This window comes from Catenulispora subtropica (genome assembly GCF_039531675.1).
GTDB classification, from domain to species: domain Bacteria; phylum Actinomycetota; class Actinomycetes; order Streptomycetales; family Catenulisporaceae; genus Catenulispora; species Catenulispora subtropica.
On the sequence record NZ_BAAAQM010000058.1, the window covers coordinates 1 to 20127 of the forward strand.

Consider the following 20127-nt stretch of genomic DNA (forward strand, 5'->3'; position numbering starts at 1 on the left):
ACCGTCCAGGTGGATCCATCACCACCTCACGAGACCAGCAACACCCCGAGACCACTACAGCCGAGACCAGCAACACCCCGAGACCACTACAGCCGAGACCAGCAACACCCCGAGACCAGCCCTGCCGAGACAAGCCACCCCAGCCACACCCGAGACCAGCCACCCACCCCGAGACCAGCCACTGCCGAGACGGGCTGCCCACCTCACCAACCGCAGCCGAAGAGGCCTGAAGCAAGCCGGGATCGTGAACACCACAACCGCCAGCCGAGCCACCCACCCACCAGCCCGAACCCCGCACCGTCAACACCATGGCCGAAGGTCGTAATAAGCCCTTGATTGTAAAACCACAGACCAACCGCAGCTCCCACAGCTCCCACAGCGCCCGAGTCAGTGCCCGAATCATCGCCCGAGTCAGCGCTCAGCGAGAAACTCCAGCACCGCGGCCCCCGCGACCGCGCGGAACTCGTCGAAGTAAGCATGTCGCGCACCTTCGATGAGCACTCTGCGTGCTCCGGGGATGCGCTCGGCGATCAGCGGGGCGTTCGCGGCCGGGTTGAACACGTCGTCGGTGCCGTGGACGACCAGCGTCGGTGCGGTGATGGCCGGCAGCGCGTCCCAGGCGTCGTGCTTGGCGCTGGCGGCGAGGTGCCGGCCGCGCGCGTAGCCGGGCATGGCCGGGTCGCCGAGCACGAAGTACGGGCCCTGATGCCTGGCCAGGTACGCCGGTGTGTACATCAGCTCCAGCAGGAACCGCTCGGCCGCGTCCCGGTCGGTCTGGGCCAGGGTCTGCCGGACCGTCTTGTCCCGCTCGATCGCGTGCGGGCCGCCGGGGGAGGTGCAGCCGAGCACCAGTGCGTCGACGCGGTCGGGGAAGTCGGCGGCCACCCACTGCGCGACCCGGCCGCCCATCGACGTGCCGTAGACGTGGGCCTTCGCGATGCCCAGATCGTCGAGTACGGCGATGACGTCCGCCGCGAACCCGCGTGTGGTGTACGGCGCGTCCGGCTTGTCGGAGTCGCCGACGCCGCGCCAGTCCAGCGTGATCGTGCGGTAGCCCGCGTCCTCGAAGTCGCCGCGCGAGCTGTCCCACCAGCGGTGGTTGTTCGCCTGCCCGGCCAGCAGCACCAGCGGGCGATCGTGGCCGGCGTCGCCACCGGCGCTCTGGTACGCGATCGCGACGCCGTCCCCGGCGACCGCCTTCCCGGCCTCCCGGTTCACGGGGCCGCCGCCCCGGCCACCGTGACCTCGACCCCGGCCGCGCGCAGCTGCGCGACCGCGTCCTCGTCGGCTGAAGCGTCGGTGATCACCTCGTGGACCGCGCCCACCGGCGCCACCCGGGCGAACATCACGGTTCCCAGCACCGACCCCGGGGCCAGTGCGACCACCCGTCGCGCGCGTTCCAGCATCGCCAGGGCGGTCCGCGCCCCCAGCTCGCTGGCGGCGGTCAGCCCGGCCGTCGCGTCCATCGCGTCCGCGGTCACGAACGCCGTGCCGATGTACACGTCGGCCAGCGTCTGCTCGGCCCACGGCCCGGTGAGGTCGTAGCCGCCGGGCTGTGTGACGCCCCCGGTGACCATCACCTTCAGCCGCGGCCGCACGGTCAGCGCCGCGGCGATGTTCAACGCGTTCGTGACGATGGTCAGGTCCGCCCGGTCGGCGATGGCCTGGGCCAGCTCGCTGGTCGCCGCGCCCCCGGTCAGCCCCACGACGTGCGGACCGGCCGGCACCTTCCGCGCCGCGGCCCGCGCGATCGCCCGGACGTCGTCGTGGCCTGCGTCCCTCGCCCGCGTCGTCGGCAGGTCGTAGACCAGGTCCTGGGCCCGCGCCCCGCCGTGCGTCCGGGTGAGCAGCCGCTGTTCTTCCAGCAGTGCCAGGTCGCGCCGCAGGGTGGCGGTGGAGACGTGGAACCGGGCCGCGAGCTCGTCGACGTGTGCCGAGCCGGTCTGCGCCAGCGCTTCCAGGATCGCCGCGAAGCGCTCTTGGCGGCGCACCGGCGCGCGCGCGGCTGGCGGGTCGCTCGGCACATCCATGGTCAGGTCCTCGTCGGTCGGAGTTCATACGGCGGTCGCGCCGGCTGGACGCTACACGATTCAACCACAGTGCGCGGTTTGCGCGATGAGCACGTCGCCTGCGCGCACAGTCGGGAGCATTTCCGGTTTCTCTCCGCGTAAACACGCACCATGCGCAGTCAGGTCACGGTCCGGCCCGTAAAGTGCGCAAAGTGAGCGCACACTCTTGCGCGTTTGGACTCCTGTGGTTCACCATGCTTCGCGTGACGACTATCACCTTCATCGGGGCCGGCAGTGTCGAGTTCACCCGCGACCTGATCGCCGACATCCTCGGCTTCCCGGAGCTGGCCGACGTGGAGCTGCGGCTGCACGACATCGACCCGGAGCGGCTGAGCACCGCCGGCGCGATCGCCGCCTCGGTGGCCGCGCAGCTGGGCGCGGCGCCGAAGATCGGTGAGTACGCCGACCGGCGTGCGGCGCTGGACGGCGCCGACTTCGCCGTCAACATGATCGCCGTCGGGGGTCTGGACGCCACCCGCACCGACTTCGAGATCCCCGCGCGCTTCGGACTGCGGCAGACCATCGGCGACACCCTCGGCATCGGCGGCATCTTCCGCGCGCTGCGCACCTTCCCGGTGCTCGACGGCATCGCCGCCGACATGCTCGAGGTCTGCCCCGACGCCTGGCTGCTCAACTACACCAACCCGATGGCCATGAACATCTGGTACCTGTCGCGAACGGCCCCCAAGCTCCAAGCGGTCGGCCTGTGTCACTCGGTGTACTGGACCGTGGTGGGCCTGGCCGAGGTGCTCGACATCGACCCGCTGGAGGTCAGCCACCTCTCCGCGGGCGTCAACCACCAGGCCTGGCTGGTCCGGCTGGAGCGCGACGGCCAGAACCTCTACCCGCTGCTCGACGAGCGGATCGCGGCCGACCCCGAGCTGCGCCGCCGGGTCCGCGTCGACATGTACCGGCGCCTGGGCTACTACCCGACCGAGACCAGCGAGCACAGCTCCGAGTACGTGCCCTGGTACCTGCCGCGCGAGGCCGAGATCGACCGCCTGCGCATCGAGCCCGGCGTCTACGTCGGCATGAGCGAGGACAACGTGGCCAGCTACGAGGCCACCCGCGCCACCCTCGCCGCGGGCCTGCCGGTCCAGCTGGAGGGCACCGCCACCGAGTACGCCCCGCAGGTGATCCACAGCATCGTGACCGGCACCCGCCGCCGCATCTACGGCAACGTCCCGAACACCGGCCTCATCACCAACCTCCCGGACGGCGCCGCGGTCGAAGTCCCCTGCGTGGTCGACGAGCTCGGCGTGCAGCCGCTGCACTTCGGCGAACTGCCCGCGCAGTGCGCCGCGCTCAACCGCTCCTTCCTGAACGTCGCCGAACTGACCGTGCGCGCCGCCGTGGAGGGCGACCCGCGCCACGTCCGCCAGGCCGCGATGCTCGACCCGGCCACCGCCGCCGGCCTGCCCGTCGACCAGATCTGGACACTGTGCGACGAGCTGACCGCCGCCCACGGCGACCGCCTGCACCCGGCGCTCCGCACCCCGGTCCGCTGGTGACCCAGCCCTCGAATCCCGTCACGAGCACCGGAGGAAGATCTTGAGAAGCCGCTTCACGGTTCGCGCCCCGCGCACCCCCCGCGCCTCGCTCCGCACTTTCGCCGCCGCGGCCGGTGTCGCCGCCCTGACCCTGACCGCCGCCTGCTCCGGCTCCGACGGCTCCGACGGCAACGTCGCCTCGAACGCGCCCGCGCTGTCCTCCTCGCCGCTGGACCCGAACACCAAAGTGACGCTCACCATGTGGAGCGGCCAGACCGCCGACGCCGAGAAGTCGCTGGAGAATCTGGCCGCCGACTACCACAAGGCGCACCCGAACGTGACCATCGACGTCACGCCGGGCGCGCCGACCACTGACGAACTGCTGCAGAAGATCTCAGCGGGGTTCGTCGGCAACACCTTCCCGGACATCTCCTACGCCTTCGGCAGCTGGGCCTCGCAGCTCGGCCACAGCGGCCACACGCTGGACCTCACCTCCTCGGTCGCCGTGCCCGGCGTGGACTGGGGCGAGTTCCCGGGCGCGGCGCGGCAGACCGCGACCGTGGACGGCAAGGTGATCGGCGTCCCCGCGGTCGTGGACAACCTGGGCCTGGTCTACAACAAGAAGATCTTCGACGACGCCCACGTCCCCTACCCGACCGACGACTGGAGCTGGGACGACTTCCGGGCCGCGGCCAAGAAGCTCACCGACTCCGGCAAGGGGATCTTCGGGACCGCCTACCCGGTCGACGGCAGCGAGGACACCACCTGGCGCCTGTGGCCGCTGCTGTGGCAGAAGGGCGGCGACGTGCTGTCCCCTGACGGGAAGAAGGCCACGTTCAACTCCGACGCCGGTGTGCAGGCCCTGGAGTTCCTCCGGAAGATGGCCGTCGACGACAAGTCCATGTACCTGGACCAGACCGACCAGAAGTTCCCGCAGCTGTTCCTGGACGGCAAGATCGCCATGCAGATCACCGGACCGTGGACGCTGCAGGACATGAAGACCGCCGGCACCGACTACGGCGTGACCCGGCTGCCCGGCTTCGGCAACAACCACGAGACGGTCTCCGGCCCCGACATCTGGGTCGCCCTCGACCACCACGACGTGGCCCGCGCGACCGCCACCCGCGACTTCCTGCTCTACCTCACCTCCAAGGACGGGGACGTGAAGTGGAGCCTGGCCAACGGCAACCTGCCGCTGCGTGCCTCCGAACAGAAGACCCCGGAGTACGAGCAGTTCGCCAAGGACTTCGCCCCCGGCGCGCAGAAGTTCGTCGACAACCTGAACAACGCCACCAAGTCGCGGCCCACGGTGCCCGGCTACGTGGAGATGTCCAAGCACGTCGGCGACGCCATCGCCAAGGTGCTGCAGGGCGACGGGAGCGCCAAGTCGGCGCTGGACCAGGCGGCGCGGGAGTCCGAGGACGCGCTCAACCAATAAAGCCGTCCCCACTCACTGAGGTGGGCCCCTCCCCTCAAGGGGCCCACCTCGCGACCGCAGCATGAGAAAGATAGGACCGCGATGGACCACCTCGCCCCACCGATGTCCCGCCGCGCGGACCTCGTCTCCGACGAGCACGTCCGCCAGGCCGCCAAGCGCCGCCGGCGCCGTATATCCGACCTGACCGGCTGGGGCTTCATCGGCGTGCCGACCCTGGTCGTGGTCGGGCTGTCGCTGTTCCCCGCCGCCTGGGCGTTCTATATATCCCTGCACAAGTGGAACCTGCTCACCCCGGCCAAACCCATCGGTATGCGCAACTACCAGCGCATCGGCGACGACCCGGACGCCCTGAGCGCAGTGTGGAACACGGTGTTCTTCACGGCGGTGTTCGTCCCCGTCTCGATCATCCTGGGCATCCTGCTCGCCGTCGCGCTGAACCAGAAGATCCGCTTCTCCGGCTTCTACCGCACCGCGATCTTCGTGCCCTTCGTCGCGTCGGCCGCGGCCACCGGCATCCTGGCCGGCTTCGTCTTCGAACCTAACTACGGCGTCGCCAACGACGTCCTGCGCCGCCTGCACCTGCACACCATGAAGTTCCTGGAGTCGCCGACCCAGGCCATGATCGTGCTCGTCATCATCGCGCTGTGGGGCCAGATCGGGTTCACCGTCGTGGTCTATCTGGCCGCGCTGCAGGACATCCCGAAAGAGACCATCGAGGCCGCGATCGTCGACGGAGCGAACCGCCGCCAGGTGTTCCGGCACGTCACGCTGCCCGAGCTCGCGCCGGTCACGGTGTTCACCGCGGTCTGGCAGACGATCACCGCGCTCCAGCTCTTCGACCTCGTCTACACGACGACCCGCGGCGGCCCGATGAGCGCCACCGAGACCATCGTCTACTACGTCTACAAGGTCGCCTTCCAGGAGTCCCGTTTCGGATACGGCGCCGCCCTGTCCTACCTGCTGTTCGCCGTGACCATGCTGGTCACCCTGTTCATGATTTGGTACTCGCGCCGCGCGAAGGTGGAGGCGTTCTGATGCGGGCCCGCAGACTTCCCTTCAGCGCCTGGCACCTGCTGCTCATGCCGGTCGCCCTGATCTTCGCCGTGCCGCTGGTGCAGATGATCCTCACCTCGGTCATGCCGGACAAGGACATCAACAGCTTCCCGCCGAAGTTCATCCCGACCCGGTTCACCCTGGCCGGCTATCGCGGCTTCTTCGGCGAGCCGCACGCCTGGCGCTGGATCCTCAACACGGTGGTCGTCGCGACCGTGTCGGTCGTCTCGCACCTGGTGCTGTGCTCGCTGGCCGGCTACGGCTTCGCCCGGCTGAAGTTCCGCGGCCGCAACTTCGGGTTCTTCGCGGTCGTCGGCACCATCATGATCCCGACCCAGCTGCTGATGATCCCGACCTACGTGCTGTTCTCCAAGCTGCACCTGGTGAACACCCTCGGCGCGGCCATCGTGCCCTGGCTGACCTCGGCGTTCGGCATCTTCCTGATGCGCCAGTTCTTCCTGACGCTGCCGCACGAGCTGGAGGAGGCCGGACGGCTGGACGGCTGCAGCCCGTTCGGCGTCTTCTGGCGCATCGTCCTGCCGCTGGCCAAACCGGCCCTGGCCACCCTGGCCATCTTCACGCTCCTGAACTCCTGGAACGATCTGGTGTGGCCGCTGGTGGCGATCAACGACCCGCAGAACTTCACGCTCCAGGTGGGCCTGACGACCTTCCAGGGCATGCACCGCACCGACTGGTCCTCGCTCATGGCCGGCAACGTCGTGGCCACTATGCCCTTGATCATCGGTTTTGTGGCTGCTCAAAGGCAGTTCGTCGCGACCATGACGCTGAGCGGTCTGAAAGGGTAGGCCCCATGCCGACCGCCGCTCCGCTCCCACCCGCCGCCCTCGCCGACCTCAGGTCCCTGTTGGGGGACCGCGTGCTCACCGAGCCGGGGGCGCTCGCCGCCTACGGACGGGACGCCACCCCGCTGTTCCGGCACGCGCCGGACGTCGTGGTGCAGCCGCTGACCACCGAGGAGGTGGCCGGCGTGCTGCGCATCGCCACGAAGCACCGGCTGCCGGTCACCACCCGCGGCGCGGGGACCAACCTGTGCGCGGGGACGGTGCCGCTGTCCGGCGGGATCGTGTTGTCGACCACGCGGATGACCGCGCTGAAGGAGGTCAGCCGGGACGAGATGCTGGCGGTGTGCCAGCCCGGCGTCACCGCCGGCGCGCTGAACCGCGCGGCCGCCGTCGAGGGCCTGGTCTATGTCCCGGATCCGGGCAGCAAGGAGGCGTCGACGGTCGGCGGGAACGTGGCGACCTGCGCCGGGGGACTGAGGGGTCTGAAGTACGGCGTCACCCGTCAGTACGTGCTCGGTCTGGAGGCGGTCCTGCCGGACGGTGAGGTCATCCGCACCGGCGGCCGTCTGGTGAAGGACGTCGCGGGCTACGACCTCACCCGCCTGCTGGTCGGCTCCGAGGGCACTCTCGCGGTGATCACCGAGATCACCATGGCCCTGGTCCCCAATCCGGCCGCGGCCCGCTACGGCGTCGCCTACTTCACGACCATGACCGACGCCTCCGAGGCCGTGCGCGAGATCGTCGCCAGCGGTCCCGCTCCGGCGACGCTGGAGTTCATGGACACCGTCTGTATAGCCGCCGTCGAGGACTTCGCGCACCTCGGCCTGCGCCGCGACGCCGGTGCCCTGCTGCTGTTCGGCGACGACGGTGAACCGGACGCGGTGGACCGCTCGGTGGCGCGGATGGCCGAGGTGTGCGCGCAGCGCGCGACGCACATAGAGCTCGCCGAATCGGTGGCCGCCGCCGAGGACCTGCTGGCGGCGCGGCGCTGCAACCTGCCCGCCCTCGCCCGGAGCGGGAGCATGACGATCCTGGAGGACGTCACCGTGCCCCGGCCCAAGCTGGCCGAGATGGTCGCGTTCGTCGCCGAGACGGCGGAGAAGCACGGCGTCCGCATCGGCACCTTCGGCCACGCCGGCGACGGCAACCTGCACCCGACGGCCGTCGTCGACGGCGACGACCGGGCCGCGATCGACGCGGCGACGGCCGCCTTCGACGAGATCTTCCGCCGCGCAGTGGATCTCGGCGGTACGATCACCGGCGAACACGGCGTGGGGGCGGCGAAACTGCCGTATCTGGAACACCGATTGGGGCCGGAGCAGATGGCGCTGCTGCGCCGGATCAAGAGCGCGTTCGACCCGCTCGGTCTGCTCAACCCCGGGAAGCTGGGGTCATGAGCGCGCACGACAGCGCATCGGGGATGGCCGCGGGCTCCGGCCCGGCTGCGGCGGCCGACGGTTCGGGGAAGCCGAGCGCGCCTGGCGGGGTGTTCAGCAAGGACTTGCTGGACGCTTGCATCTCTTGTGGCTTCTGCCTTCCCGCCTGTCCGACGTATGCGATGACCGGGCAGGAGCAGTCCTCGCCGCGCGGCCGGATCACGTTGATGCGTCTGTTGGAGACCGGTGATCTCGCTCCCGACGACGACACCCTCGCCGAGGAGTCCTCGCTCTGCCTCGGCTGCCGGGCCTGCGAGACCGTCTGTCCGGCCGGCGTCCAGTACGGCCACCTCCTGGAGGAGTGGCGCGACAAGCAGTGGACCGGCCTCAAGCGACCCTGGATCGTCCGGCCGCTCCTGATGGTCGCGAACCGCAAGTGGGTGCTGCGCATCCTGGGTGCCGTGCGCTTCAGTGCCCGCAAGCGCAAGGCCACCGAACAGCGCACTCTGATGCTCGGCTGCTTCGAACGCGCGTTGTTCCCTTCAGTGAGCCGCAGCATGGCCGCCCTGGACCCGGCTCTCTCCGTCGACCCGGACCAAGGCTGCTGCGGCGCCCTCCACGCCCACAACGGCGAACTCGACAAGGGCCGCGAGCTCGCCCGCGAACTCGGCGAGCGCCTCCCCGGCACGATCGTCACCACCAGCGGCGGCTGCGCTGCCCACCTGGCCGACGTGATCGGCCGCGAGCGCGTGGTCGAGGCCTCCGAGTGGTTGCTGAAGAACGCCGAGACCGAGCAGCGACCGCTCCGCGTCGGCCTTCAGGACAGCTGCCATCTGCGCAACGGCCTCGGTGTCTGGAAGGAGCCGCGCGAGCTCCTCGGCCGTACGGCCACATACGTCGAGCTGCCTTCCGCCGGCTCTTGCTGCGGGGCCGCCGGCACCTACGCCCTGGTCCGCAAGAAGGAGAGCAAAGCGATCCTCGCCAAGAAGATCGCCGAGATCGAGGCCGCCGACCTGGACCTGGTGATCGCCGTCAACCCGGGCTGCCTGCGTCAGCTGCAGACCGGGCTGCGCAAGTCCAAGAGCCGTACCAAGGCCGTGCACATCGTGGACTATCTGCGTCGGCAGCAGACCTGAGGAACGGCCTGAGAACTACGGACGCTGATAAGCGTCCACCATCTCCCGCAGCGCCCGCCCGATCTCCTCGGTCGTCTCCAACGGCATCCGCTCCTTCGGCGCCGTCACGCTGACCGCCGCGACCGGCGTGCGGCCGCCGAAGAACACCGGCACCGCCACGCACCGCACGCCGAGTTCGCTCTCCTCGTCGTCGACGGCGTAGCCCCGCGCGCGGACCGCCGCCAGACGCGCGGCCAGTTCGTCCGCGGTGACGGCCGAGTACGGGGTGCGGGCCGCGAGCGGGCCGCGGTCGGCGACCCAGGCGTGCACGGCGTCGTCGTCGGCCAGCACCTGGGCCAGCATCGCCTTGCCGACGCCGGTGGCGTGCGCGGGGTTGCGGCCGCCGAGCACGGAGGTCAGCCGGACCGCGTGCCCGGCCTCGGCCTTGTCCAGGTACACCACGTCGGCGCCGGCCAGCACGGCCATGTGCGCGGTCTCGTCGAAGCGCTCGCGGACGGCGGTGATCAGCGGGTGGATCAGGGCCCGCAGGTCCATGGCCTCGTGGAACCCGAACGCCGCCTCCAGCGCCGCGGGGCCCAGGTAGTAGCGGCCGCCTTCCTCGGGCTGGGTGGCGAAGCCGTGCGCGCGGAACACCGCGAGCATGCGGTGCAGCGAGCTCTTGGGGATCCCGAGGGAACGGCTCAGCTCGTCGAGCGAGAAGCCGCCGCCCCGGGTTCCCAACAGCGCGATCGTGCGCAACGCTCTATCAACACCCTGCATCGCCGGAGGCTGCTCCGCCGCCATCTCGCCACCCCTCTCGTTCCGCCTACCGGAATCATAGTCCGCAGGAAGGAATTGCGCTAGGCTCGGACCCCGGCCGACCGACGGCCCACCGATGGAGGGGTGCTGATGCGTGCGTTGGTGTTCACCGGGCCCGGGCAGATGGAGCTGCGCGACGAGCCGCTTCCGGAGCCGGGCGCCGACGAGGTGCTGGTCACGGTCGAAGCCTCCGGCATCTGCGGCAGCGAACTGCACGGCTTCCGCAGCGTCGGGATGCGCAAGCCGCCGCTGATCATGGGCCACGAGTTCGCCGGCCGGACGCCGGACGACACCCGCGTCGTGGTCAACCCCCTGCACACCTGCGGCCGCTGCCCGGCCTGTCGCGCCGGCCGTACCCCGGTATGCCGGAACCGGCAGCTGCTCGGAGTGCACCGGGCCGGCGGGTTCGCCGAGCAGGTCGCGGTGCCGGCCGGGAGTCTGCACGCGCTGCCCGACGGGCTGGACTGGACGGCCGCGGCGCTGATCGAGCCGCTCGCCAACGCGGTGCACGCCTGGCGACTGGCCGCGCCGGGACCGGCCGGGAGGGCGGCGACGGCTGAAGCGGCGGCGACGGCGAGTACAGCGGCGACGGCGGGCACAGCTGGAGCGGGCGGCGGATCGGGAGCCGCTGTCGCAGGCGCGGCGATCGCCCCGGTCACTCCGGCGTCGGCCGCCCTCCCGTCGGCTTCTACAGTCTCGGCGGCTTCGGCACCACCCCCGCCCCAGCCGACCGGCCCCATAGCGATCCTCGGCGCCGGCGCGATCGGCCTGGTGTGCCTGCTCGTCGCCCGCCACCGCGGCGCCACCGACGTCGTCGTCGCCGACCCCTCGCCGCAGCGCCGCGCCATCGCCGAGGCACTGGGCGCCGAGACCGTCGCCGACCTCACTTCCTACGGCCCCGCCTCGGGCTTCGACATCGTCTTCGACGCCGTCGGCGTCCCGGCCACCCGCGCGGCGTCGCTGGAACGCCTCGCCCCGGCCGGCACCGCGCTCTGGCTCGGCCTGGCCGCGGCCGAGGCCACCGTCGACGGCAACGACATCGTCCGCTCCGAGAAGCGCGTCCTGGGCTCCTTCGCCTACTCCGACGCCGACTTCTCCGAGGCCGTCGCGCTGGCCGCGTCCGTCGACCTGGACTGGGCGACGCCGGTGCCGATGAGCCGCGCCCACACCACCTTCATGGAGCTGGCCGGCGGCCGCACCGACATCATCAAGGCCGTTCTGCGGCGCGAGGAGGACTGAGCACCATGCGCGGACTGGCCGGTAAAGGCGTCCTGGTCAGCGGCGGCACCCGCGGCATCGGCCTGGCGGCCGCCCGCCGCTTCCTGGAGGAGGGCTGCCGGGTCCACATCTGCGGCCACGACGCGGCCGATCTGGAGACCGCCCTCGACGAGCTGGCGGAACGGGCCGACGGCCGGGTCACCGGTTCCGTCTGCGACGTCGCCGACGAAGCCGCCGTCACCACCCTCGTCGAGATCGCCGAGGAGGCCGTCGGCGGCATCGACGTCCTGGCCAACAACGCCGGCATCGCCTGGCGCGAGCCGTTCCTGGACATCACCGCCGAGCACTGGGACCGGATCCAGGCCGTGAACGTGCGCGGCATGTTCCTGGTCGCGCAGCGCGTCGCGAAGACCATGGTCGCCGTCGGCCGGTCCGGCTCGATCATCAACATGGCCTCCACCAACGCGATCGGCGGCGAGGAGGACTACGCGCACTACAACGCCTCCAAGGGCGCCGTCCTGCAGCTCACCCGCACCATGGCCGTCGAACTCGGCGCGTACGGCATCCGCGTCAACGCGCTCTGCCCCGGATACATCGACACGCCGTTGAACGCCGCGATCGCCGCGGGCGAGGGCGAAGGCTTCGCCGACGACTACGCCCGCGACCGGATCCCGCTCGGGCGGGCCGGGACCGCCGACGAGGTGGCGGCCGCCTACGCGTTCCTGGCCAGCGACGAGGCGTCGTTCGTGCACGGTGCGGCTTTCGTGATCGACGGCGGACAGACCGCTGTGATGTGATGACATATGACAACGCAGCGCCGCGAAGCGGCTCCTCAACGGGCGGTGGCGGGCGACGGGAGGGCGACGAGAATCGTCCTGCTGGGCGCGGGCAGCATGGAGTTCTCACGCACTCTGCTCGCGGATCTGCTGACGTCGCCGGTCCTGCGCGACAGCCACCTGGTCCTGCACGACATCGACCCGGACCGGCTGGCCACCGCCGCCGCCCTGGCCGCCGCGACCGCCGAGGCCACCGGCGCACACCCCACCATCAGTGCCGTCGACGACCGCCGCAAGGCGCTGGCCGGAGCGGACTTCGTCGTCAACCAGATCGCGGTCGGCGGCTTCGACGCGCTGCGGCTGGACTTCGAGATCCCGCGCAAGTACGGCGTGCGCCAGACCATCGGGGACAGCCTCGGGCTCGGCGGCATCTTCCGCGGCCTGCGGACCATCCCGGTCGTGCGGGCCCTCGGCGAGGAGATGGCCGAGCTGTGTCCGGACGCGTGGCTGCTGAACTACACGAACCCGATGACCGTGGTGCCGTGGGCGGTCTACGCCGGGTCCCCGTTCGAGCGGGTCGTGGGCCTCTGCTACTCGATCCGCGACACGCAGCTCAACCTCGCCGGGCTGGTGGGGATCCCGGAGGACGAGATCACGTTCCTCACCGCGGGCGTCAACCACCAGGCCTGGGTGCTGCGCTTCGAGAAGGACGGCGTGGACCTGTATCCCCGGCTGCGGCAGGTGATCGAGGACCGTCCGGAGATCGGCAACCTGGTGCGGATCGAGCTGTTCCGGCACCTCGGCTACTTCCCGACCGAGTCCAGCGACCACGGCTCCGAATACGTGCCCTGGTTCCTGCCGCACGAGGCGATGGTGCAGCGGCACGGCATCGACGTGGACCTGTACCTGCGCCAGAGCCGCGAGAGCCTGCAGGAGTACGACGACCTGCGGCGGCGCCTGGCCGGCGGCGAGCCGGTGGACGTCGATCCGGTGGAGGAGACGGCGGCCGTCGCGATGGCCGCGATCGTGTCCGGGGTGCCGGCCACGGTGCCGGGCAGCGTGCCGAACCGGGGGCTGATCGACAACCTGCCGGCGGAGGCCTGCGTCGAGGTGCCGTGCCTGGTCGACGGCGACGGGTTCCACCCGCGGCCGGTCGGCGCGCTGCCGCCGCAGCTCGCGGCGCTCAACCGGCAGTTCCTGAACGTGTCCGAGCTGACGGTGCTCGCCGGGCTGGAAGGCAGCCGCGAGCACGTGTATCACGCGGCGATGCTCGACCCGAACACCGCCGCCACGCTCACGCTCGACGCGATCGTCGCGGCGTGCGACGAGCTGATCGAGGCGCACGCGGCGTGGCTGCCGCCGGGGATCACAAGGAGGCGATGACCATGGCGGGACCGGGACCCGTGGACGTGTGGCGGGCCGAGGTGTTCGTCCCCGACGCCGGCGCGCTGTGCGAGGGGCCGCGGTGGGACGAACGGAGCGAGCGGCTGCTGTGGGTGGACATCCTGGCCGGGCGGCTGCACGAAGCTGACATCACCGGCCGTCGCCTGGCCGGTCATGACGTCGGCCTGCCGCTCGGCTCCTTCGCACCGCGGGAGAGCGGCGGGCACGTGCTGGCGCTGGAGACCGGGTTCGCGGTGGTCGACGCCGACTGGTCCGCAGGGCCGCGTCCGATCGGCACGCACCGGTCGCGTCCCACGCCGATCCGGTTCAACGACGGGGTCTGCGATCCCTTCGGGCGGTTCTTCGCGGGCACGATGGACTACGACGAGGCTCCCGGCGCCGGGACGGTGTTCCGGCTCGATCCGCCCGGTGCGGACGGGGAGTTTCCCGAGGCGGTACCGGTCATCACGGGGACGACCGTGTCCAACGGACTCGGGTGGTCGGACGACGGACGCACGATGTACTTCGTCGACTCGGTAGCCCGGACGGTGGACGCGTTCGACTACGACCCCGGCGGCGGGACGCCGACGAATCGCCGAACGCTGATTTCGATCGCCGAGGGGGACGGCTTCCCCGACGGGCTGGCCGTGGCCGCCGACGGATTCCTGTGGCTGGCGCTGTGGGACGGCGGGCAGGTGCGGCGGTACACGCCGGACGGGGAGCTGGCCGGCATCGTCGAGGTGCCGGTCGGACGGGTGTCCGCGTGTACCTTCGCCGGACCTGATCTCGACGAGCTGATCATCACCACCGCTCGGCAAGGGCTGGACGAGGCGACGCTCGCCGCCCAGCCCGCGAGCGGGTCCCTGTTCCGTTGCCGGACCGGGCACACCGGCCGGCCCGTCAGCCGCTACCACGGCTGACCCAGCTAGAAACGAGGAGAAGAGCATGGTCCGCATCGCAGCATCCTCCGACCAGTCCCCGCCACCGGCCGGGCCCTACTCGCCGAGCGCGCGCATCGGGCAGATCGTCGCCGCTGCCGGACAGGGCGGGTTCACCGCCGCCGGCGAACTGCTGGAGGGCGTCGGCGCCCAGACGCGGCAGGCGCTGGAGAACATCGTGGCCAACCTCGCGGCCAACGGCGCGGGGGAGCGGGACATCATCAGCGTCCGCGTGTTCCTCACGGATCCGAGCCAGTTCAAGGAGATGAACGAGGCGTACGAGGGGATCTTCAGCGAGCCGTACCCGGCGCGCACCACGGTCTACGTCGGCCTGCCCGCGGGGATGCTCGTCGAGATCGACGCGCTCGCGGTCGTCGGCCAGGGGGACGGATCGTGAGGCTCGCACGGTTCGGGGCGGTGGGCGAGGAGCGGCCCGCGGTGCTGCTCGACGACGCGACGCTGCTCGACGTGTCGACGTTCGTCGACGACTACGACCGGGCGTTCTTCGCGCGAGGAGGGCTGGAGCGGCTGCAAGGCGTGCTCGACACGCACGGCGCCGATCTGCCGCGCGTCGCCGTGGACTCGGTACGGATCGGGGCACCGATCGCGCGGCCGGGCAAGGTGCTGTGCATCGGGCTGAACTACGCGGATCACGCCGCGGAGTCGGGGATGCCGATCCCCGAGGAGCCGATCCTGTTCATGAAGGGTACTGACACGGTCGTCGGGCCTTTCGACGACATCTACATCCCGCGGGGCAGTGAGAAGACGGACTGGGAGGTGGAACTCGGGGTCGTGATCGGAGCTCCGGCTCGGTATCTGGCCGACCGGGACGCGGCGCGCGGGGTGATCGCCGGGTACTGCGTCTCGCACGACGTGTCGGAACGCGCGTACCAGCTCGAGCGGGGCGGGCAGTGGGACAAGGGCAAGTCCTGTGAGCGCTTCAACCCGCTGGGACCGTGGCTCGTCACCGCCGACGAGATCGCCGACCCGCAGGACCTCGGCATGGAGCTGGACGTCAACGGCGAGCCGGCCCAGCGCGGCTCCACCAAGACGATGATCTTCGACGTGCTGGAGCTCGTCCGCTACCTGAGCCAGTTCCTGGTCCTGGAACCCGGTGACCTGGTGAACACGGGAACGCCGCCCGGCGTCGGGATGGGCCACAACCCGCCGCGGTACCTGCGGGCCGGGGACGAGGTCACGCTCGGGATCACCGGGTTGGGGCGGCAGCGGCAGCGATTCGTGCCGGCGCCGTGAGCGGGGAGCTGCTGGACGCGGCGTTCAAGGGTCTGCCCCTGGACGCCGCCGTGACCCTCGAAGAGCTCGGATCGCAGGGCTGGAACATCCGCCGTGGCGACACGTCGACCCCGGTCGCCGTCCTGCGCTCGGCGCGACTCGACGCGAACATCGAGGTGATGCGGCGGTTCTGCGAGCGGGCCGGCGTCAGCCTCGCACCGCACGCGAAGACGACCATGTCGCCCCAGCTGGTGGAGCGGCAGTTGGCGGCGGGGGCCTGGGGGCTGACGGCGGCCTTGCCGGCGCAGGTGCGGTTGCTGTGGTCGTTCGGGGCGGATCGCGTTCTGATGGCCAACGAGCTCACCGATCCCGGCGCTTTGCGGTGGCTCGCACGCGAGCTCGCGGCTCATGCTGGGCGCGAGGTGCTGTGCTACGTCGACTCGGTCGACGGTGTCCGGATCGCCGAGCAGGCTTTCGGCGAGGTGCCGGGGGCGCCTCGCCTGCCGGTTCTGATCGAGCTCGGTCATGACGCCGGCCGTACAGGAGCGCGCGACTTGTCCACGGCTCTGGCGGTCGCTGAAGCGGCTGCGGAGGCACCTCACCTCGCTGTGGCCGGCGTCGCAGGATACGAAGGCACCATCGGGCACGATCGCGGTCCGGAGACGCTCGAACGGGTCGACGCCTTCCTGACGGAGCTGCGGGATTTCGCACGCGTCGCCGCTGGTCGCAACCTCTTCGATCCCGACCGCGAGCCGATCGCCACCGCCGGTGGCAGCAGCTACTTCGACCGCGTGGCGCACATTCTCGGTCCCGTGGCCGACGACGGCCTCCGGGTCGTGCTGCGGAGTGGGTGCTATCTGACACATGACGTGGGTCTCTATGCGGAGCTCACCCCCAGCGCCACTCCCGAATGGGACCTGCCGGCGTTCCAGCCGGCGTTGGAGGTCTGGACGCGGGTCGTGTCGCGGCCCGAGCCGGGGCTGGTGTTGCTCAACGCCGGTCGTCGCGACCTCTCGCACGATGCCGGGATGCCGGTGCCGCTTGCGGCGTGGCGGGCGCCTGGGACCCCTCTCGAGGTGCCCGCGGGCGCCCATGTCAGCGCGCTCAGCGATCAGCACACCTTCCTTCGCGTCGATCCCTCCAGCCCGCTGGCCGTCGGCGACCTCGTCGGACTCGGCGTCTCCCATCCCTGCACCACGCTCGACCGGTGGCGACTCTTCCTGCTGGTGGATGAGGACTATGACGTGATCGGCGGCGCTCGCACCTATTTCTGACCGTCCACTCGGAGGCCCGCAGTGTCTTCATCCCACCCGTCCCGCCTTCTCCACCCCGACGACCTGCCGCTCGGGTCGTTCACCCCCAAGAGCCAGGTCCGCAACGACCTGCACCACGTGCCGCGCAGCGCGGTGCCCAGCGTCGACGCCCACAACCATCTCGGCCGCTGGCTCCACCCCGAGGGGGACTGGATGGCGCCGGACGTCGGCTGGCTCCTGGAGATGATGGACCGGTGCAACCTGCGCGCCGTCGTGAACCTCGACGGGATGTGGGACCAGACGCTCGAGGAGAACCTGGACCGCTACGACCGCGCGCACCCGGGCCGGTTCGCGACGTTCTGCCAGCTGGACTGGAGCCTGCTGGGCCGCCACGACCCGGGCCGCGCGGTCCGGCTCCTGCTGCGCCAGCTGGACGCCGCCGCGGACGCCGGAGCCCGGGGCGTGAAGGTGTGGAAGGAACTCGGCCTGCGCTGGCGTGACCAGACCGGAGCGCTGGTCCTCCCGGACGACCCCCGCATCGCCGACGTCTTCACCCGCGCCGCCGAACTCCGCCTCCCGATCCTGATCCACACCGCCGACCCCGTGGCCTTCTTCGAACCCGTCGACGCCTCCAACGAACGCATCGGCGACCTGGCGGGCAACCCCGAGTGGTGGTTCGGCGCCCCCGGCTTCCCCACCTTCGAACGCCTGATGGCCGCCCTCGAAACCCTGGTCGCCGCCCACCCCGAGACCACCTTCATCGGCGCCCACGTCGGCTGCTTCGCCGAAGACCTCCGCTGGGTCTCCCGCATGCTCACCGCGCACCCCAACTTCCACGTCGACCTCGGCGGGCGCATGCCCGAACTCGGCCGCCAGCCCCGAGCAGCCCGCCGCCTGATCCTGGACCACCCCCGCCAAGTCGTCTTCGGCACGGACCAGTTCCCCATCGAGGAGGAGGGGTACCACACCTGGTTCCGCTTCCTGGAGACCGACGACGAGGCGTTCCCCTACGCGCCCGGGTGCGAGATCCCGCCGATGGGACGCTGGGACGTGTCGGCGCTCGATCTGCCTGCCGAGGCGCTTCCGGCGCTGTACGCCGACAACATTTTGCGGCTGGTCGACGTCGGCTGACCGGCGTCAGACCACCCCGGCCACCGGGAACCCCATCTGATACGCCAACCGCGCCTCGGCCCCCTCGCCGAGGCGCGTCAGCACGTCGTCGAGTTCGAGGAACTCCTCCCAAGCCGCCGCGGCGGGTCGGCCCCCGTTCCAGAGGCCGACCCGCCGCGCGCTATCGCTTACCTACAGGGCAGATACGGCTGCGAGAACAAAGTCGCATCCGCATTCTTGTGAATCGAGTTGAACCCATACCCGTTCGCCGTCGCACACCGGGCCGGTGCCTGGTCCGTGTAGCCGCCGCCGCTGGCCTTCTCGGTGTACTCGACCTGGAACACGGCCTTGCCCGCGTTCGTGAACTGGTCGTAGCCGTAGCCGCCGTTCTGGCTGGACAGGCATTCGGAGTACTGGATGCACTGCTCGTTGATCGCGTAGTCGAACTTGCTCAGCAGCTGGGGGATCTGGCTGATGTCGTTCTTCAGCGCCACCGACATGCCGTAGCGGTGGGCCAGGTCCGCGAGGGCCGTGTTGTAGGTGATCTGCGTCGCCGCGCTGATGTCCCAGCCGGTCGTCGCCTGGCCGTCCTCGTAGGCGTTGACCACGTCGAACTCGACGCCGTCGAAGCCGGCCTGCTTGCACTTGGAGACGCGGGCCTCCATGCGCTGGAGGAGGAAGTCGCGCTGGCCGACGTTGTTGTTGATGTTGGCGTAGCTCTCGTCGGGGAAGCCGGGGTAGGGCTTGCCGATGAGCTGGTGGTTGTGGGCGTTGTCCCAGTCGACCGCCGCCTGGTAGTCGGGGCGGTACTTCTCGATGCCGCCGGCGTCGACGTAGCAGATCGCGTGGGCGCCGTTGGCGTGGATGGCGGCGACCGCGGCGGTGTTGAGGGTGGTGTTGTTGCCGGCCACGTTGGCGTCGGCGTACAGGTCGATGTCGAACACCGCCGGCTTCACGCAGGCGCCGCCGGTGTAGGGGACGGTGCAGATGTCGACGTCGACGCCGCCGGTGCTCGCGTACGCGGCGTCGCCCTGCAGCTGGTACTGCCACCGGCTGTTGAGTGGCGGCTGCCACAGGCCGCCGGACGTCGCGGTGGTCGCGGTCACCGGCGCGGAGGCCGGCGACAGGTTCCCTGCGGCGTCGAAGGCCCGCACCGTGAACGTGTACGCGGTAGCCGCGGTCAGACCGCCGACGGTCGCGCTCGTCGAGGTCACCGTGGCGACCGGTGAAGCGCCGCCGCCCTGGAAGACCTCGTACCCGGCCACGCCGACATCGTCTGTGGAGGCGGTCCAGGACAGTGATGCCGACGAGGCCGTGGTGCCAGTGACCGCCAGCCCGGCCGGTGTGGACGGCGCCGTGGTGTCACCACTGCCGCTGGTGACCGTCACCGCCTCGTAGTCCACGTCGGCGCTGTCGGCGGTGTCGTTCGCGCGCAGCTGCACCCGGATCGCGCCCGTGCCGGACACGAACGCGGAGGCGCCGCTGGTCTGGTCGAACGTCAGCAGCTTCCACGAGCCCCAGTCCGGCGCGCCGGCGTTGGTGCCGATCGAGGACCAGGTGCCGGTCGTCCAGTTGTACAGGCTCCACGTCCAGGTCTGGGTGGCACTGGCCGGCCCCCGGTAGTTCGCCGCCACCTTCAGCCCGGTCACACTGGCCGGAGAGACCGAGCTGGGCAGGGTGTAGGCGCGGTAGCCGGCGTAGGGCGTCGAGCCGGAACCGGAGAACTCCACGTACTTCGTCCAGGTGTTGGTGGTGCCGGACTGGTCCTGCACCGCCAGGTTCGCCACCGACTGTCCCGAGCCGGTGACCCCGGCCGTGGTGGTGATGGCCGTAGGCGCGAGGGTCGTGGTCGTGGCGGCGTGGGCCGCGTCGACGCCGGCGACCGCCGCGCCGAGGCCGAGGGCGGCGGCCAGGGCGAGGGTGAGCCGGCGGCGCCACAGTGGCGGGCTCGCCGAGGAACGTGCATCGAGAAAGTGGGCATGGCTCATCGGGCCATCCTCCATTCCGTCTAGCGGAACGACGTTCCGCATTTCTGCGGCCGAAGATAGGATGG

The 20127-nt window shown here is 70.8% G+C and carries 18 protein-coding genes; 14 read left to right on the forward strand and 4 right to left on the reverse strand.

The features are described 5' to 3' along the window. Positions 1-411: 411 nt before the first annotated feature. A complete protein-coding gene (locus ABD466_RS35590) occupies positions 412-1218 on the reverse strand; it encodes an alpha/beta fold hydrolase (RefSeq protein ID WP_344661656.1) in 807 nt (268 codons plus the stop codon). Continuing rightward, positions 1215-2030 (reverse strand): DeoR/GlpR family DNA-binding transcription regulator, encoded by an 816-nt coding sequence (locus ABD466_RS35595; protein ID WP_344661657.1) that lies wholly within the window; start codon positions 2028-2030, stop codon positions 1215-1217. The genes ABD466_RS35590 and ABD466_RS35595 overlap by 4 nt, the downstream gene beginning before the upstream one ends. A 242-nt stretch (positions 2031-2272) precedes the next feature. Between ABD466_RS35595 and melA (ABD466_RS35600) the strand changes: the two genes are divergently transcribed. The 6 genes from melA (ABD466_RS35600) (at position 2273) to ABD466_RS35625 (ending at position 9365) form a co-directional block, all read left to right on the forward strand. Then, positions 2273-3580: an alpha-glucosidase/alpha-galactosidase gene (gene melA / locus ABD466_RS35600; protein ID WP_425558829.1), complete on the forward strand. Its 1308-nt coding sequence runs from the start codon at positions 2273-2275 to the stop codon at positions 3578-3580. A gap of 40 nt (positions 3581-3620) precedes the next feature. Next, entirely contained in the window at positions 3621-4997 is a 1377-nt protein-coding gene (locus tag ABD466_RS35605) for an ABC transporter substrate-binding protein (RefSeq protein ID WP_344661658.1), read from the forward strand. Between the two features lie 81 nt (positions 4998-5078). After that, positions 5079-6032, forward strand: a complete 954-nt coding sequence (locus tag ABD466_RS35610; protein ID WP_344661659.1) for a carbohydrate ABC transporter permease — start codon at positions 5079-5081, stop codon at positions 6030-6032. Beyond that, positions 6032-6856 (forward strand): carbohydrate ABC transporter permease, encoded by an 825-nt coding sequence (locus ABD466_RS35615; RefSeq protein ID WP_344661660.1) that lies wholly within the window; start codon positions 6032-6034, stop codon positions 6854-6856. The genes ABD466_RS35610 and ABD466_RS35615 overlap by 1 nt, the downstream gene beginning before the upstream one ends. A gap of 5 nt (positions 6857-6861) precedes the next feature. Beyond that, positions 6862-8250, forward strand: a complete 1389-nt coding sequence (locus ABD466_RS35620) for an FAD-binding oxidoreductase (RefSeq protein ID WP_344661661.1) — start codon at positions 6862-6864, stop codon at positions 8248-8250. Next, positions 8247-9365: a (Fe-S)-binding protein gene (locus ABD466_RS35625; RefSeq protein ID WP_344661662.1), complete on the forward strand. Its 1119-nt coding sequence runs from the start codon at positions 8247-8249 to the stop codon at positions 9363-9365. Before ABD466_RS35620 ends, ABD466_RS35625 begins: the two co-directional genes overlap by 4 nt. A 15-nt stretch (positions 9366-9380) precedes the next feature. Here ABD466_RS35625 and ABD466_RS35630 read toward each other — a convergent pair whose 3' ends face one another. Beyond that, on the reverse strand, positions 9381-10148 hold the full coding sequence (locus ABD466_RS35630; RefSeq protein ID WP_344661663.1) for an IclR family transcriptional regulator: 768 nt from the start codon (positions 10146-10148) through the stop codon (positions 9381-9383). Between the two features lie 105 nt (positions 10149-10253). Here ABD466_RS35630 and ABD466_RS35635 point away from each other — a divergent pair, with 105 nt between their 5' ends. From ABD466_RS35635 to ABD466_RS35670, 8 genes are read left to right on the forward strand one after another with little or no spacing between them, the layout of a single operon-like run. Then, on the forward strand, positions 10254-11402 hold the full coding sequence (locus ABD466_RS35635) for a zinc-dependent alcohol dehydrogenase (RefSeq protein WP_344661664.1): 1149 nt from the start codon (positions 10254-10256) through the stop codon (positions 11400-11402). 5 nt (positions 11403-11407) lie between these two features. Further along, positions 11408-12178 carry an SDR family NAD(P)-dependent oxidoreductase gene (locus ABD466_RS35640; protein WP_344661665.1) on the forward strand — a complete coding sequence of 257 codons (771 nt, stop codon included), beginning with the start codon at positions 11408-11410 and terminating at the stop codon, positions 12176-12178. Positions 12179-12184: 6 nt separating this feature from the next. Continuing rightward, entirely contained in the window at positions 12185-13540 is a 1356-nt protein-coding gene (gene melA, locus ABD466_RS35645) for an alpha-galactosidase (RefSeq protein WP_344661666.1), read from the forward strand. A 2-nt stretch (positions 13541-13542) separates the two neighbouring features. Next, positions 13543-14460 (forward strand): SMP-30/gluconolactonase/LRE family protein, encoded by a 918-nt coding sequence (locus ABD466_RS35650; protein ID WP_344661667.1) that lies wholly within the window; start codon positions 13543-13545, stop codon positions 14458-14460. A 25-nt stretch (positions 14461-14485) separates the two neighbouring features. Further along, a complete protein-coding gene (locus tag ABD466_RS35655) occupies positions 14486-14875 on the forward strand; it encodes a RidA family protein (protein WP_344661668.1) in 390 nt (129 codons plus the stop codon). Continuing rightward, positions 14872-15732 carry a fumarylacetoacetate hydrolase family protein gene (locus ABD466_RS35660; RefSeq protein WP_344661669.1) on the forward strand — a complete coding sequence of 287 codons (861 nt, stop codon included), beginning with the start codon at positions 14872-14874 and terminating at the stop codon, positions 15730-15732. Before ABD466_RS35655 ends, ABD466_RS35660 begins: the two co-directional genes overlap by 4 nt. 50 nt (positions 15733-15782) lie before the next feature. Next, positions 15783-16985 carry an alanine racemase gene (locus tag ABD466_RS35665; RefSeq protein ID WP_344661670.1) on the forward strand — a complete coding sequence of 401 codons (1203 nt, stop codon included), beginning with the start codon at positions 15783-15785 and terminating at the stop codon, positions 16983-16985. 21 nt (positions 16986-17006) lie between these two features. Beyond that, the gene (locus ABD466_RS35670; RefSeq protein ID WP_344661671.1) at positions 17007-18095 is read left to right on the forward strand and encodes an amidohydrolase family protein; all 1089 of its coding nucleotides are present in this window, start codon (positions 17007-17009) and stop codon (positions 18093-18095) included. Positions 18096-18262: 167 nt separating this feature from the next. On the opposite strand, the gene ABD466_RS35675 is transcribed toward ABD466_RS35670, so the two are convergent. Next, positions 18263-20062, reverse strand: a complete 1800-nt coding sequence (locus tag ABD466_RS35675) for an endo alpha-1,4 polygalactosaminidase (protein WP_344661672.1) — start codon at positions 20060-20062, stop codon at positions 18263-18265. Positions 20063-20127 lie beyond the last annotated feature (65 nt).